The 13897-nt window shown below is 71.5% G+C and carries 13 protein-coding genes; 12 read left to right on the top strand and 1 reads right to left on the bottom strand.

Features of this window, described 5'->3' with window-relative positions; genetic code table 11:
• The 6 genes from ACZ7JA_RS25590 to nusB all read left to right on the top strand — a co-directional run bounded on the left by ACZ7JA_RS25590 (position 1) and on the right by nusB (position 4982).
• Positions 1–510, top strand: coding sequence for a shikimate kinase (locus tag ACZ7JA_RS25590; RefSeq protein WP_351664171.1), 510 nt, complete (start codon positions 1–3; stop codon positions 508–510).
• Positions 507–1598, top strand: a complete 1092-nt coding sequence (gene aroB / locus ACZ7JA_RS25585) for a 3-dehydroquinate synthase (protein ID WP_403683423.1) — start codon at positions 507–509, stop codon at positions 1596–1598. Before ACZ7JA_RS25590 ends, aroB begins: the two co-directional genes overlap by 4 nt.
• A 199-nt stretch (positions 1599–1797) precedes the next feature.
• On the top strand, positions 1798–2745 hold the full coding sequence (locus ACZ7JA_RS25580) for a Pro-rich N-terminal domain-containing protein (RefSeq protein WP_450743884.1): 948 nt from the start codon (positions 1798–1800) through the stop codon (positions 2743–2745).
• 79 nt (positions 2746–2824) lie between these two features.
• Positions 2825–3931: an aminopeptidase P family protein gene (locus ACZ7JA_RS25575; RefSeq protein WP_470810619.1), complete on the top strand. Its 1107-nt coding sequence runs from the start codon at positions 2825–2827 to the stop codon at positions 3929–3931.
• Positions 3932–3978: 47 nt separating this feature from the next.
• Complete coding sequence (gene efp, locus ACZ7JA_RS25570) at positions 3979–4545, top strand: elongation factor P (protein ID WP_037742222.1); 567 nt, start codon at positions 3979–3981, stop codon at positions 4543–4545.
• A 2-nt stretch (positions 4546–4547) separates the two neighbouring features.
• Positions 4548–4982 (top strand): transcription antitermination factor NusB, encoded by a 435-nt coding sequence (nusB, locus tag ACZ7JA_RS25565; protein ID WP_389304789.1) that lies wholly within the window; start codon positions 4548–4550, stop codon positions 4980–4982.
• 195 nt (positions 4983–5177) lie between these two features.
• Here nusB and bldD read toward each other — a convergent pair whose 3' ends face one another.
• On the bottom strand, positions 5178–5681 hold the full coding sequence (gene bldD / locus ACZ7JA_RS25560) for a transcriptional regulator BldD (protein ID WP_351663887.1): 504 nt from the start codon (positions 5679–5681) through the stop codon (positions 5178–5180).
• A 251-nt stretch (positions 5682–5932) separates the two neighbouring features.
• Between bldD and pyrR the strand changes: the two genes are divergently transcribed.
• The 6 genes from pyrR (at position 5933) to carB (ending at position 13866) form a co-directional block, all read left to right on the top strand.
• A complete protein-coding gene (gene pyrR, locus ACZ7JA_RS25555) occupies positions 5933–6505 on the top strand; it encodes a bifunctional pyr operon transcriptional regulator/uracil phosphoribosyltransferase PyrR (RefSeq protein WP_351663885.1) in 573 nt (190 codons plus the stop codon).
• A gap of 91 nt (positions 6506–6596) precedes the next feature.
• A complete protein-coding gene (locus ACZ7JA_RS25550) occupies positions 6597–7577 on the top strand; it encodes an aspartate carbamoyltransferase catalytic subunit (RefSeq protein WP_351663883.1) in 981 nt (326 codons plus the stop codon).
• A gap of 5 nt (positions 7578–7582) precedes the next feature.
• Positions 7583–8869 (top strand): dihydroorotase, encoded by a 1287-nt coding sequence (locus ACZ7JA_RS25545; RefSeq protein ID WP_389304790.1) that lies wholly within the window; start codon positions 7583–7585, stop codon positions 8867–8869.
• The gene (locus ACZ7JA_RS25540; protein ID WP_351663879.1) at positions 8866–9426 is read left to right on the top strand and encodes a PH-like domain-containing protein; all 561 of its coding nucleotides are present in this window, start codon (positions 8866–8868) and stop codon (positions 9424–9426) included. Before ACZ7JA_RS25545 ends, ACZ7JA_RS25540 begins: the two co-directional genes overlap by 4 nt.
• Positions 9423–10565 carry a glutamine-hydrolyzing carbamoyl-phosphate synthase small subunit gene (gene carA / locus ACZ7JA_RS25535; RefSeq protein WP_351663877.1) on the top strand — a complete coding sequence of 381 codons (1143 nt, stop codon included), beginning with the start codon at positions 9423–9425 and terminating at the stop codon, positions 10563–10565. The genes ACZ7JA_RS25540 and carA overlap by 4 nt, the downstream gene beginning before the upstream one ends.
• On the top strand, positions 10558–13866 hold the full coding sequence (carB, locus tag ACZ7JA_RS25530; protein WP_389448358.1) for a carbamoyl-phosphate synthase large subunit: 3309 nt from the start codon (positions 10558–10560) through the stop codon (positions 13864–13866). Before carA ends, carB begins: the two co-directional genes overlap by 8 nt.
• The last annotated feature ends 31 nt before the right edge of the window (positions 13867–13897 follow it).

The raw sequence follows: 13897 nt of genomic DNA, 5'->3' as shown, positions 1-13897 counted from the left end.
ATGCCTGCCGTCGTGCTCGTCGGTCCCATGGGCGTGGGCAAGTCCACCGTGGGCCGGCTGCTGGCCGAGCGGCTCGGAACCGGGTTCCGGGACACCGACGAGGACATCGTGGCGGCCGAGGGGCGGACCATCGCCGACATCTTCGTGGAGGAGGGCGAGCCCGCCTTCCGCGCCCTCGAGAAGCGGGCGGTGCACAGCGCCGTCGCCGCGCACGAGGGAGTCCTCGCGCTCGGCGGCGGAGCCGTCCTCGACGCGGACACCCGGGCGCTGCTCGCCGGGCACCGGGTGGTCTACCTCTCCATGGACGTGGAGGAGGCCGTCAGGCGCACCGGCCTCAACGTGGCCCGCCCGCTGCTCGCGGTCAACCCGCGCAAGCAGTGGCGCGAGCTGATGGAGGCGCGGCGGCACCTGTACGAGGAGGTCGCCACCGCCGTCGTGGCGACGGACGGCCGCACTCCCGAAGAGGTCACCCAAGCCGCGCTGGACGCACTGGAGTTGAAGGAAGCATGAGCGAGTCAGTCACCCGGATCCAGGTCGCCGGCAGCGCCGGCACCGACCCCTACGAGGTGCTGATCGGCCGGCAGCTCCTGGGCGAGCTGGCCGGGCTGATCGGCACCCGGGCCAGGCGGGTGGCGGTGATCCACCCGGAGGCGCTGGCCGAGACCGGCGACGCGCTCCGCGCCGACCTGGCCGAGCAGGGCTTCGAGGCCGTCGCCGTCCAGGTGCCGAACGCCGAGGAGGCCAAGACCGCCGAGGTCGCGGCCTACTGCTGGAAGGCGCTCGGCCAGTCCGGCTTCACCCGCACCGACGTCATCGTCGGCGTCGGCGGCGGCGCGACCACCGACCTCGCCGGGTTCGTGGCCGCGACCTGGCTGCGCGGGGTGCGCTGGATCGCGATCCCGACCACCGTGCTCGCCATGGTGGACGCGGCGGTCGGCGGCAAGACCGGCATCAACACCGCCGAGGGCAAGAACCTGGTGGGCGCCTTCCACCCGCCGGCCGGTGTGCTCTGCGACCTCGCCGCGCTGGACTCCCTCCCGGTCAACGACTACGTGTCCGGGCTCGCCGAGGTCATCAAGGCCGGCTTCATCGCCGACCCGGTGATCCTCGACCTCATCGAGTCCGACCCGGAGGCCGCCCGGACCCCGGCGGGACCGCACACGGCCGAGCTGATCGAGCGTTCGATCCGGGTGAAGGCCGAGGTGGTCTCCTCCGACCTGAAGGAGTCGGGACTGCGGGAGGTCCTCAACTACGGCCACACCCTCGGTCACGCCATCGAGAAGAACGAGCGCTACAAGTGGCGGCACGGCGCCGCGGTCGCGGTCGGCATGCACTTCGCCGCCGAACTCGGCCGTCTGGCGGGCCGGTTGGACGACGCGACGGCAGACCGTCACCGGACCGTCCTCGAAGCGGTCGGCCTGCCGCTGCACTACCGCTACGACCAGTGGCCCAAGCTGCTGGAGACGATGAAGGTCGACAAGAAGTCCCGCGGCGACCTGCTGCGGTTCATCGTGCTCGACGGACTGGCCAGGCCGACCGTGCTGGAGGGCCCGGACCCGGCGGTCCTGCTCGCCGCCTACGGAGAAGTGGGCCAGTAGGCACCGACCTGTACCACTGCGTCCGACTCCCCTCGAGGAACGGGCACTTCGCACCGCCCCTGGCCGTTGCACGTAACGACGGCCGGGGGCGGTACCGTTCGGGTGGGAGTCACTCCCACGCCCTCTAGGCTGTGGGGGAGAGCGGGCTCCGCACCCGCCTGCCAGTGCCAGATGCGCGTACGAGACGGAGTGGCGACGGATGCAGCACGCAGTGGGGTCTCCGCTGCCACCGCCCCATGAGCAGGGGCGGGGACCACACGTCGGCTGGGCGTCGGCCGCGCACCATCCGGGAGCCCCGCAGGGTCCCGCACCCGTGCCTCCGCCGCCACCCGGATATCCGGGAACCGGAGCGGGAGCCGTGCCGCCGTCGGGGCCCGTTCCGCCGTCCGGCCCGATGCCTCCCGCGGCGCCCGTGCCCCCGTCCGGCCCGATGCCCCCTGCGGCGCCCGTGCCGCCGCCGCACGCTCAGCCTCCCGCTCCGCGGCACGCCCCCGCGCCGCCGCCCCCGGAGACCACCGGCCATCTGCCGCTGCCGCCCGGCGGCCTCGTCGGCGTGCCGCCGGCCTCCGCGCCCGCGCCCGACCCGGCGGCGACCACCCTGGCCGTCCTGCTGATCGGCCCGGCGGGCGCCGGCAAGACCAGCGTCGCCAAGTACTGGGCGGACCACCGGCGGGTGCCCACGGCCCACATCAGCCTGGACGACGTGCGCGAATGGGTCCGCTCCGGCTTCGCCGACCCCCAGTCGGGCTGGAACGACCATTCCGAGGCCCAGTACCGCCTGGCCCGCCGGACCTGCGGCTTCGCCGCCCGCAACTTCCTGGCCAACGGCATCTCCTGCATCCTCGACGACGCCGTCTTCCCGGACCGGCCGGTCGTGGGTCTCGGCGGCTGGAAGCGCCACGTCGGCCCCGGCCTGCTCCCCGTCGTGCTGCTCCCGGGCCTCGACATCGTCCTGGAGCGCAACGCCGAGCGCTCCGGCAACCGCCGCCTCACCGACGAGGAGGTGGCCAGGATCCACGGCCGCATGGCGGGCTGGTACGGCTCGGGTCTGCCGATCATCGACAACTCCCAGCTGGACGTCCCCGGCACGGCCCGGCTGCTGGACGAGGTCCTCGTCCGGGCGATGGCCAGCCCGCCGAGCTGGTGACCGGCGGCAGCGCCCCCTCCGGGCCCCACTCGGCCCCACCCAACCGGCACAAATCGCCCGGAACTCCTACGCTCGTCTCATGTCAGAGGTGCACGCGACCCGCCGATCCCGCCTGAGGGAGCGCTGCAACGCGGCCGGCGCCCCCGCCGCCCTGGTCAGCCGCCCCGCCAATGTGCGTTACCTGGCGGGCGCCGCGCCCCAGGGCGCCGTCCTGCTGCTCGGCGGGCAGGAGGATCTCCTGGTGTGCGCCGCACCCCCGGAGGACCGCCCCGCCGACGGGCGGCCCGACGAGAGCGTGCGCCTGCACGTCCTCGACTCGCCCGGAGGCGACGCGGCGGTCGCCGCGGCCGGCCTCGCCGACGGCCAGGGCTGCGACGCCCTGGCCGTGGAGGAGCACGACCTCACCGTGGCCCGCTACCGGGCCCTGTCCTCCGTCGCGCCGCGGCTGCGCCTGGCCGACCTCGGCGGAGCCGTCGAGCAGCTCCGGGTCGTCAAGGACGAGGAGGAGATCTCCTGCCTCCGCATCGGCGCCGAGATCGCCGACCAGGCCCTCGGAGAACTGCTGGAGTCCATCCTGGTCGGCCGCACCGAGCGGCACCTCGCCCTGGAGCTGGAGCGCCGGCTGGTCGACCACGGCGCCGACGGGCCGGCCTTCCCCACCTCGGTCGCCACCGGGCCCAACTCGGGCCGGCGTGGGCACCGGCCCACCGACCGGCGGGTGGAGGAGGGCGACTTCCTCTCGGTCTGCCTGGGCGCCACCTACCGGGGGTACCGCTGCGAGATCGGCCGCACGTTCGTCATCGGCACCTCGCCCGCCGACTGGCAGATCGAGCTCTACGACCTGGTCTTCTCCGCCCAGCGGGCCGGGCGGGAGTCCCTGATGCCGGGCGCCGCGTTCCGCGAGGTGGACCGCGCGGCCCGCCAGGTGCTGGACTCCGCGGGCTATGCGGAGGCACTGCCACCGCTGACCGGACACGGTGTCGGACTCGAAATCGACGAGGACCCGCAGCTGGCCCCCGCCGCCATGGGTAAACTGGACGCTTGCGTGCCAGTCACCGTCGAACCGGGGGTCCACCTTCCGGGCCGGGGCGGTGTCCGGATCGATGACACGCTCGTCGTGCGCCCAGAGGCGGACGGCGGACCCGAGCTACTCACCATCACGACCAAGGAGCTGCTCGCGCTGTAGGAGTGCGTGCCCCGGGGTCGTACGTCAGTCCAGGAGATTCCGCAACCGTGGCTTCCACGAACGACCTCAAGAACGGCCTGGTGCTCAAGCTCGAAGGCGGCCAGCTCTGGTCCGTCGTCGAGTTCCAGCACGTCAAGCCCGGCAAGGGCCCGGCATTCGTGCGCACCAAGCTCAAGAACGTGCTCTCCGGCAAGGTCGTCGACAAGACCTTCAACGCCGGTGTCAAGGTCGAGACGGCCACTGTCGACAAGCGCGACATGCAGTTCTCGTACATGGACGGCGAGTACTTCGTCTTCATGGACATGGAGACCTACGACCAGCTGATGGTCGACCGCAAGGCCGTCGGCGACGCCGCCAACTTCCTGATCGAGGGCTTCACCGCCACCGTCGCCCAGCACGAGGGCGAGGTGCTCTTCGTCGAGCTGCCGGCCGCCGTCGAGCTGGTCGTGCAGGAGACCGAGCCCGGCGTCCAGGGCGACCGCTCCACCGGCGGCACCAAGCCCGCCACCCTGGAGACCGGCCACCAGATCCAGGTCCCGCTCTTCATCACCACCGGTGAGAAGATCAAGGTCGACACCCGCACCAGCGACTACCTCGGCCGGGTGAACAGCTAACCGTGGCTGCCCGCAACACGGCCCGCAAGCGCGCCTTCCAGATCCTCTTCGAGGGCGACCAGCGTGGGGCCGACGTCCTCACGGTCCTCGCGGACTGGATCCGGCTCTCCCGGTCCGACACCCGGCAGCCGCCGGTGAGCGAGTACACGATGCAGCTCGTCGAGGGCTACGCCGAGCACGCGAAGCGGATCGACGAGCTGATCGCGACGTACGCGGTGGACTGGACCCTGGACCGGATGCCGGTGGTGGACCGGAACATCCTGCGCCTGGGCGCCTACGAGCTGATCTGGGTGGACGGGACCCCGGACGCCGTCGTCCTGGACGAGATGGTGCAGCTGGCGAAGGAGTTCTCCACGGACGAGTCCCCCTCGTTCGTCAACGGCCTCCTGGGCCGGCTGAAGGAGCTCAAGCCGTCGCTGCGCCGGGACGAGGCGTAGACGCACGACGGAACGCCACAGGGCCCGCGGTGAGCGATCGCCGCGGGCCCTGTGGCGCGTCGTACCCGGGCCTCCCCGGGAAGCCGTGAGGAGGCTCAGGAGGGCCTCAGGGGGCGCAATGAAACCGCCGGGGTGGCCGGAACCGTAAAGTTCCGGCCACCCCGGCGGCACGTTTCTGCTGAGGCGTTCCGCGGCTCAGGCGTCTTCGTGGGTCGCCACGGCGCGGCGCGCGTCCGCGTCCAGGACACCCCAGCTGATCAGCTGCTCGGTGAGGACCGAGGGGGACTGGTCGTAGATGACGGCGAGTGTGCGCAGGTCGTCCTGGCGGATCGAGAGCACCTTGCCGTTGTAGTCGCCGCGCTGGGACTGGATCGTCGCCGCGTAGCGCTGCAGCGGGCCCGCCTTCTCGGCCGGCACACCGGCCAGCCGCTCCAGGTCGAGGACCAGCTTCGGCGGCGGCTCGGCGGCGCCGCCCGGCGTGGTGCCCGGCAGCAGTTCCTGCACCGGGACGCCATAGAAATCGGCCAGCTCGGCCAGCCGCTGCACGGTCACGGCACGGTCGCCGCGCTCGTAGGAACCGACCACCACGGCCTTCCAGCGCCCCTGGGACTTCTCCTCGACACCGTGGAGGGAAAGGCCCTGCTGGGTGCGGATGGCCCGGAGCTTGGCCCCGAGCTGTTTGGCGTATTCGCTGGACATATAGCTCCCCGGCACTGTGTCGACGCGGTCGGCTGTGATTTCCGCCGCGCGGCTGGTAACTCACTGTGAGGTTACGCAGCGTGACTCTTGCGCGTCAAGCCGAATGGTCCACCCCGACTCTTCCGTTCCGGTGGTGGCCGGTTACGCCGTACGGGTGATCGAGGGCTCCGGGGGACCTGCTACGGTGGATGGCGCAAATCCGACGTCCTTTAAGGTCCGTCCCGTGAGGCGGAGAAGGAGGTCCGTTTCGTATGGACACACACGCAAGCCCCTCCGCGTCCGATGCGCGGCCCGTGCTCGAGGGCCCCGACATCGCACGCGTCCTGACCCGCATCGCCCACGAGATCGTCGAACGCGCCAAGGGCGCCGACGACGCGGTGCTCCTCGGCATTCCGACCCGGGGGGTCTTCCTCGCCCAGCGGCTCGCCGCCAAGCTGGAGCAGATCACCGACCGCAAGGTCCCCGTCGGCTCGCTCGACATCACCATGTACCGCGACGACCTGCGCATGCACCCGCCGCGTGCGCTGGCCCGCACCGAGATCCCCGGTGACGGCATCGACGGCAAGCTGGTCGTCCTCGTCGACGACGTGCTCTTCTCCGGCCGCACCATCCGCGCCGCCCTCGACGCCCTGAACGACATCGGGCGCCCGCGCGCCGTGCAGCTCGCGGTCCTGGTCGACCGCGGCCACCGCGAACTGCCCATCCGCGCGGACTATGTCGGCAAGAACCTCCCCACGTCGCTGCGGGAGACGGTCAAGGTCCAGCTCGCCGAGGAGGACGGTCGCGACACCGTGCTGCTCGGCGTGAAGCCCTCCGGCCAGTAGCGCACCCGGCGTACGGCCGCCCCGGCGCGCCCGTACACGCACCGGCCTGCCCCGAATCTCCCTGTATGAACTGCCTTACGGAGCCTGACAGATGCAGCGTCATCTCATCTCGGCCGCCGACCTCTCCCGCGACGACGCCGTCCTGATCCTCGACACCGCCGAGGAGATGGCCCGGGTCGCCGACCGGCCGATCAAGAAACTGCCGACCCTGCGCGGCCGCACGATCGTCAACCTCTTCTTCGAGGACTCCACCCGCACCCGGATCTCCTTCGAGGCCGCCGAGAAGCGGCTGTCCGCGGACGTCATCAACTTCTCCGCCAAGGGGTCGTCGGTCTCCAAGGGCGAGTCCCTGAAGGACACCGCCCAGACCCTGGAGGCGATGGGCGTCGACGCCGTCGTCATCCGGCACGGCGCCTCCGGCGCCCCCTACCGCCTGGCCACCTCCGGCTGGATCGACGCCGCCGTGGTCAACGCAGGCGACGGCACCCACCAGCACCCCACCCAGGCCCTGCTGGACGCGTTCACCATGCGCCGCCGGCTGATCGGCCGGGACGCCGGCCTCGGCCAGGACCTGAGCGGCAAGCGGATCACCATCGTCGGCGACGTCCTGCACAGCCGGGTCGCCCGCTCCAACGTCGACCTGCTGCACACCCTCGGCGCCGAGGTCACCCTGGTCGCCCCGCCCACCCTCGTGCCGGTCGGCGTCGAGACATGGCCCTGCGAGGTGTCCTACGACCTCGACAGCACGCTGCCGAAGTCCGACGCGGTGATGATGCTGCGGGTCCAGCGCGAGCGCATGAACGCCGCCTTCTTCCCCACCGAGCGCGAGTACTCGCGGCGCTACGGCCTGGACGGCGAGCGCATGGCGAAGATGCCCGAGCACGCCATCGTGATGCACCCCGGCCCGATGGTCCGCGGCATGGAGATCACCGCGGAGGTCGCCGACTCCGACCGCTGCACCGTCGTCGAGCAGGTCGCCAACGGCGTCTCCATCCGGATGGCCGTCCTGTACCTGCTGCTCGGCGGCAACGAGCCCGCCCTGACCCAAGCCCGCACCGCGGAGGAGAAGTAAAGACCATGAGCAAGATCCTGATCCGTGGTGCGAAGGTGCTCGGCGGCGAGCCGCAGGACGTGCTGATCGACGGTGCGACGATCGCCGAGGTGGGCCGGGACCTGAGCGCCGAGGGCGCGGAGGTCGTCGAGGCCGCCGGCAAGGTGCTGCTCCCCGGCCTGGTCGACCTGCACACCCACCTGCGCGAGCCGGGCCGCGAGGACTCCGAGACCGTGTTGACCGGCACCCGCGCGGCCGCGAGCGGCGGCTACACGGCCGTCTTCGCCATGGCCAACACCTTCCCCGTCGCCGACACCGCGGGCGTCGTCGAGCAGGTCTACCGGCTCGGCCGGGAGCACGGCTACTGCGACGTGCAGCCCATCGGCGCCGTCACCGTCGGCCTGGAGGGCCGGAAGCTCGCCGAGCTGGGCGCGATGCACGAGTCCGCCGCCGGCGTCACCGTCTTCTCCGACGACGGCAAGTGCGTGGACGACGCCGTGATCATGCGCCGGGCGCTGGAGTACGTGAAGGCCTTCGGCGGCGTCGTCGCCCAGCACGCCCAGGAGCCGCGCCTCACCGAGGGCGCCCAGATGAACGAGGGCGTCGTCTCCGCCGAACTGGGCCTGGGCGGCTGGCCGGCCGTCGCCGAGGAGTCGATCATCGCGCGGGACGTGCTGCTCGCCGAGCACGTCGGCTCCCGCGTGCACATCTGCCACCTGTCGACCGCCGGGTCCGTGGAGATCGTCCGCTGGGCCAAGTCCCGCGGCATCGACGTCACCGCCGAGGTCACCCCGCACCACCTGCTCCTCACCGACGAACTGGTGCGCTCGTACAACCCGGTCTACAAGGTCAACCCGCCGCTGCGCACCGAGCGGGACGTGCACGCCCTGCGCGAGGCGCTCGCCGACGGCACGATCGACATCGTCGCCACCGACCACGCCCCGCACCCGCACGAGGACAAGGACTGCGAGTGGGCCGCCGCCGCCATGGGCATGGTGGGCCTGGAGACCGCGCTGTCGGTGGTCCAGGAGACGATGGTGGACACGGGCCTGCTGGACTGGGCCGGCGTCGCCGACCGGATGTCCGTCAGGCCCGCGCAGATCGGACAGGCCACCGGACACGGCCGCCCCGTCTCGGCTGGTGAGCCCGCCAACCTCGCCCTCGTCGACACGGCATACCGTGGCCGGGTGGACCCCGCGGGCTTCGCCTCGCGCAGCCGCAACACCCCGTACGAGGGACGCGAGCTGCCGGGCCGTGTGACGCACACGTGGCTGCGGGGCAAGGCCACGCTCGTCGACGGGAAGCTCACGTGACACCTGTAATCCTGCTGGCCGAGGCGAAGAAGTCGGCCGAGGTCACCGACTGGGGCGCCCGCATCGGCTGGCTCGTCGGACTCGCCCTCTTCGTCGCGCTCATCTACTGGCTGATGCGCGAGGGATGGAAGTGGCGCGGCACCCTCCAGGGGGACCTGCCCGCCCCGCCCAGCGCGCCGGACGCCAACGGCCCGGTGAGACTGAGCATGAGCGGCCGCTACCACGGCTCCACGACCGCCGGTCAGTGGCTGGACCGCATCGTGGCCCACGGCCTCGGCACCCGCAGCCGGGCCGAGCTCACCCTGACCGACGCGGGCCTGGAGGTCGAGCGCCCCGGAGCGAACGACTTCTTCGTCCCCACGGCCGCGCTGCGCGGCGCCCGGCTCGACAAGGGCATCGCCGGCAAGGTCCTCACCGAGGGCGGACTGCTGGTGGTGACCTGGGCACTGGGCGACAAGCTGATCGACTCCGGCTTCCGCTCCGACCACGCGGCCGAGCACGCCGAGTGGGCCGACACCCTGAACAAGATGATCAACGACACGGAAGGCGCACGATGACGACCTCCACCAGGGGAACCGCGAAGGTTCCCGCCGTACTCGTCCTGGAGGACGGCCGCACCTTCCGCGGCCGCGCCTACGGGGCCGTGGGGGAGACCTTCGGCGAGGCCGTGTTCTCCACCGGCATGACCGGCTACCAGGAGACCCTCACCGACCCGTCCTACGACCGCCAGATCGTCGTCGCGACCGCCCCGCAGATCGGCAACACCGGCTGGAACGACGAGGACGACGAGTCCCGGCGCATCTGGGTCTCCGGGTACGTCGTGCGCGACCCCGCGCGCGTGCCGTCCAACTGGCGCGCCAAGCGGTCCCTCGACGACGAGCTGGTCGCGCAGGGCGTGGTCGGCATCTCCGGGATCGACACCCGGGCGCTCACCCGCCACCTGCGCGAGCGCGGCTCGATGCGCGCCGGCATCTTCTCCGGCGAGGCCGTCGCCCCCGAGGCCGAGCTGGTCGAGCGGGTGCAGGCGCAGCCGCACATGAAGGGCGCGAGCCTCTACGAGGAGGTCGCCACCAAGGAGGCGTACGTCGTCCCGGCCGTCGGCGAGAAGCGCTTCACCGTCGCCGCCATCGACCTCGGCATCAAGGGCATGACCCCGCACCGCATGGCCGAGCGCGGCATCGAGGTGCACGTGCTGCCCGCCACCGCCACCGCCGACGAGGTCTACGCCGTCGAGCCCGACGGCGTCTTCTTCTCCAACGGCCCCGGCGACCCGGCCACCGCCGACGGCCCCGTCGCGCTGATGTCGGCCGTCCTGGAGCGCCGTACGCCGCTGTTCGGCATCTGCTTCGGCAACCAGATCCTCGGCCGCGCCCTCGGCTTCGGCACCTACAAGCTGAAGTACGGCCACCGCGGCATCAACCAGCCGGTCCAGGACCGTACGACCGGCAAGGTCGAGGTCACCGCGCACAACCACGGCTTCGCCGTGGACGCGCCGCTCGACAAGGTCAGCGACACCAAGTTCGGCCGCGCCGAGGTCTCGCACGTCTGCCTGAACGACGACGTCGTGGAGGGGCTGCAGCTGCTCGACCAGCCCGCCTTCTCCGTCCAGTACCACCCCGAAGCGGCAGCCGGCCCGCACGACGCCGCCTACCTCTTCGACCGCTTCGTATCCCTGATGGAGGGCCAGCGTGCCTAAGCGCACCGATATCCAGTCCGTCCTGGTCATCGGCTCCGGCCCGATCGTCATCGGCCAGGCAGCCGAGTTCGACTACTCCGGCACCCAGGCCTGCCGGGTGCTCAAGGCCGAGGGCCTGCGCGTGGTCCTCGTCAACTCCAACCCGGCGACGATCATGACCGACCCGGAGATCGCCGACGCCACCTACGTGGAGCCGATCACCCCCGAGTTCGTCGAGAAGATCATCGCCAAGGAGCGTCCCGACGCCCTGCTGCCCACCCTGGGCGGCCAGACGGCCCTGAACACGGCCATCGCGCTGCACGACAACGGCGTCCTGGAGAAGTACGGCGTCGAGCTGATCGGCGCCAAGCCCGAGGCGATCCACAAGGGCGAGGACCGCGACCTGTTCAAGGGCGTCGTGGAGGAGGTCCGCCGCAAGACGGGCCACGGCGAGTCGGCGCGCTCGGTCATCTGCCACACCATGGACGACGTCCTCAAGGGCGTCGAGACGCTCGGCGGCTACCCCGTGGTCGTCCGCCCGTCCTTCACCATGGGCGGCGCCGGCTCCGGCTTCGCGCACGACGAGGAGGAGCTGCGCCGCATCGCCGGCCAGGGCCTCACGCTCTCCCCGACCACCGAGGTGCTCCTGGAGGAGTCCATCCTCGGCTGGAAGGAGTACGAGCTGGAGCTGATGCGCGACAAGCACGACAACGTCGTGGTCGTCTGCTCCATTGAGAACTTCGACCCGATGGGCGTGCACACCGGCGACTCGATCACCGTCGCCCCGGCGATGACGCTGACCGACCGCGAGTACCAGGTGCTGCGCGACGTCGGCATCGCGATCATCCGCGAGGTCGGCGTCGACACCGGCGGCTGCAACATCCAGTTCGCGGTGAACCCCGAGGACGGCCGGGTCATCGTCATCGAGATGAACCCGCGCGTCTCGCGCTCCTCGGCGCTCGCCTCCAAGGCGACCGGCTTCCCCATCGCCAAGATCGCCGCCAAGCTGGCCGTCGGCTACACGCTCGACGAGATCCCGAACGACATCACCCAGGAGACCCCGGCCTCCTTCGAGCCCACGCTCGACTACGTGGTCGTCAAGGCCCCGCGGTTCGCCTTCGAGAAGTTCCCGCAGGCCGACTCCACGCTGACCACCACCATGAAGTCGGTCGGCGAGGCCATGGCCATCGGCCGCAACTTCACCGAGGCCTTCCAGAAGGCGCTGCGCTCGCTGGAGAAGAAGGGCAGCCAGTTCGCCTTCACCGGCGAGCCCGGCGACAAGGAGACGCTGCTCCGCGAGGCCGTGCGCCCCACCGACGGCCGGATCAACACCGTCATGCAGGCCATCCGCGCGGGCGCCACCCCCGAGGAGGTCTTCGACTACACGAAGATCGACCCGTGGTTCGTGGACCAGCTCTTCCTGATCAAGGAGATCGCCGACGAGCTGGCCGGGGCGCCCGAGCTGACCGCCGACCTGCTCGCCGAGGCCAAGCGCCACGGCTTCTCCGACCAGCAGATCGGCGAGATCCGCGGCCTGCGCGAGGACGTCGTCCGCGAGGTCCGGCACGCCCTCGGCATCCGCCCGGTCTACAAGACGGTCGACACCTGCGCCGCCGAGTTCGCCGCGCGGACGCCGTACTTCTACTCCTCCTACGACGAGGAGTCCGAGGTCGCGGCCCGCGAGAAGCCCGCGGTGATCATCCTGGGCTCCGGCCCGAACCGCATCGGCCAGGGCATCGAGTTCGACTACTCCTGCGTCCACGCCTCCTTCGCGCTGTCCGACGCCGGGTACGAGACCGTGATGGTCAACTGCAACCCGGAGACCGTCTCCACCGACTACGACACCTCCGACCGGCTGTACTTCGAGCCGCTGACGCTGGAGGACGTGCTGGAGATCGTCCACGCGGAGCAGCAGGCCGGTCCGGTCGCGGGCGTGATCGTGCAGCTCGGCGGCCAGACCCCGCTCGGCCTGTCGCAGGCCCTGAAGGACAACGGCGTGCCGATCGTGGGCACCTCGCCCGAGGCGATCCACGCCGCCGAGGACCGCGGCGCCTTCGGCCGGGTCCTGGCGGAGGCCGGCCTGCCCGCCCCCAAGCACGGCACGGCCACCACCTTCGAGGAGGCCAAGGCCATCGCCGACGAGATCGGCTACCCGGTCCTGGTCCGGCCCTCGTACGTGCTCGGCGGCCGCGGCATGGAGATCGTCTACGACGAGACCCGCCTGGCCTCCTACATCGCCGAGTCGACCGAGATCAGCCCGTCCCGGCCGGTCCTCGTGGACCGCTTCCTGGACGACGCCATCGAGATCGACGTCGACGCCCTCTACGACGGCGAGGAGCTCTACCTCGGTGGCGTGATGGAGCACATCGAGGAGGCCGGCATCCACTCCGGCGACTCGGCGTGCGCCCTGCCCCCGATCACCCTCGGCGGCTTCGACATCAAGCGTCTGCGCGCCTCCACGGAGGCGATCGCCAGGGGCGTCGGAGTGCGCGGCCTGATCAACATCCAGTTCGCGATGGCGGGCGACATCCTCTACGTCCTGGAGGCCAACCCGCGCGCCTCCCGCACGGTGCCCTTCACCTCGAAGGCGACCGCCGTGCCGCTGGCCAAAGCCGCCGCCCGGATCTCGCTGGGCGCGACCGTCGCCGAGCTGCGCGCCGAGGGCCTGCTGCCGGCGAACGGCGACGGCGGCGAGCTGCCGCTGGACGCGCCGATCTCCGTCAAGGAGGCCGTGATGCCGTGGTCGCGTTTCCGCGACATCCAGGGCCGCGGCGTCGACACCGTCCTCGGCCCGGAGATGCGCTCCACCGGCGAGGTCATGGGCATCGACTCGGTCTTCGGCACCGCGTACGCCAAGTCGCAGGCCGGCGCCTACGGGCCGCTGCCCACCAAGGGCCGCGCCTTCATCTCGGTCGCCAACCGGGACAAGCGCTCGATGATCTTCCCGGCGCGCGAGCTGGTCGCGCACGGCTTCGAGCTGCTCGCCACCTCGGGCACCGCCGAGGTGCTCCGGCGCAACGGCATCAACGCCACGGTCGTGCGCAAGCAGTCCGAGGGCACCGGCCCGAACGGCGAGCGGACCATCGTCCAGCTCATCCACGACGGCGAGGTAGACCTCATCGTCAACACCCCGTACGGCACCGGCGGCCGCCTCGACGGCTACGACATCCGTACCGCGGCGGTGGCCCGCTCCGTGCCGTGCCTGACGACCGTCCAGGCGCTCGCGGCGGCCGTCCAGGGCATCGACGCGCTCAACCACGGCGACGTGGGCGTCCGCTCGCTCCAGGAACACGCGGAACACCTGACCGCGGCCCGCGACTAGCAGCCCCGAGGGGGACACCGGAAACGGTGTC

Source organism: Streptomyces sp. NPDC038135, assembly GCF_055601245.1.
The sequence above is the reverse complement of the archived record's forward strand: the minus strand, read 5'-3'. Positions and strand labels throughout refer to the sequence as shown.

Bases quoted from the DNA above. Each gene is read 5' to 3' on its own strand.
- aroB (WP_403683423.1), top strand. From the start codon at position 507: ATGAGCGAGTCAGTCACCCGGATCCAGGTCGCCGGCAGCGCCGGCACC.
- ACZ7JA_RS25575 (WP_470810619.1), top strand. From the start codon at position 2,825: ATGTCAGAGGTGCACGCGACCCGCCGATCCCGCCTGAGGGAGCGCTGC.
- carA (WP_351663877.1), top strand. From the start codon at position 9,423: ATGACGACCTCCACCAGGGGAACCGCGAAGGTTCCCGCCGTACTCGTC.
- bldD (WP_351663887.1), bottom strand. From the start codon at position 5,681: ATGTCCAGCGAATACGCCAAACAGCTCGGGGCCAAGCTCCGGGCCATC.
- ACZ7JA_RS25545 (WP_389304790.1), top strand. From the start codon at position 7,583: ATGAGCAAGATCCTGATCCGTGGTGCGAAGGTGCTCGGCGGCGAGCCG.
- ACZ7JA_RS25580 (WP_450743884.1), top strand. From the start codon at position 1,798: ATGCAGCACGCAGTGGGGTCTCCGCTGCCACCGCCCCATGAGCAGGGG.
- pyrR (WP_351663885.1), top strand. From the start codon at position 5,933: ATGGACACACACGCAAGCCCCTCCGCGTCCGATGCGCGGCCCGTGCTC.
- ACZ7JA_RS25590 (WP_351664171.1), top strand. From the start codon at position 1: ATGCCTGCCGTCGTGCTCGTCGGTCCCATGGGCGTGGGCAAGTCCACC.
- ACZ7JA_RS25550 (WP_351663883.1), top strand. From the start codon at position 6,597: ATGCAGCGTCATCTCATCTCGGCCGCCGACCTCTCCCGCGACGACGCC.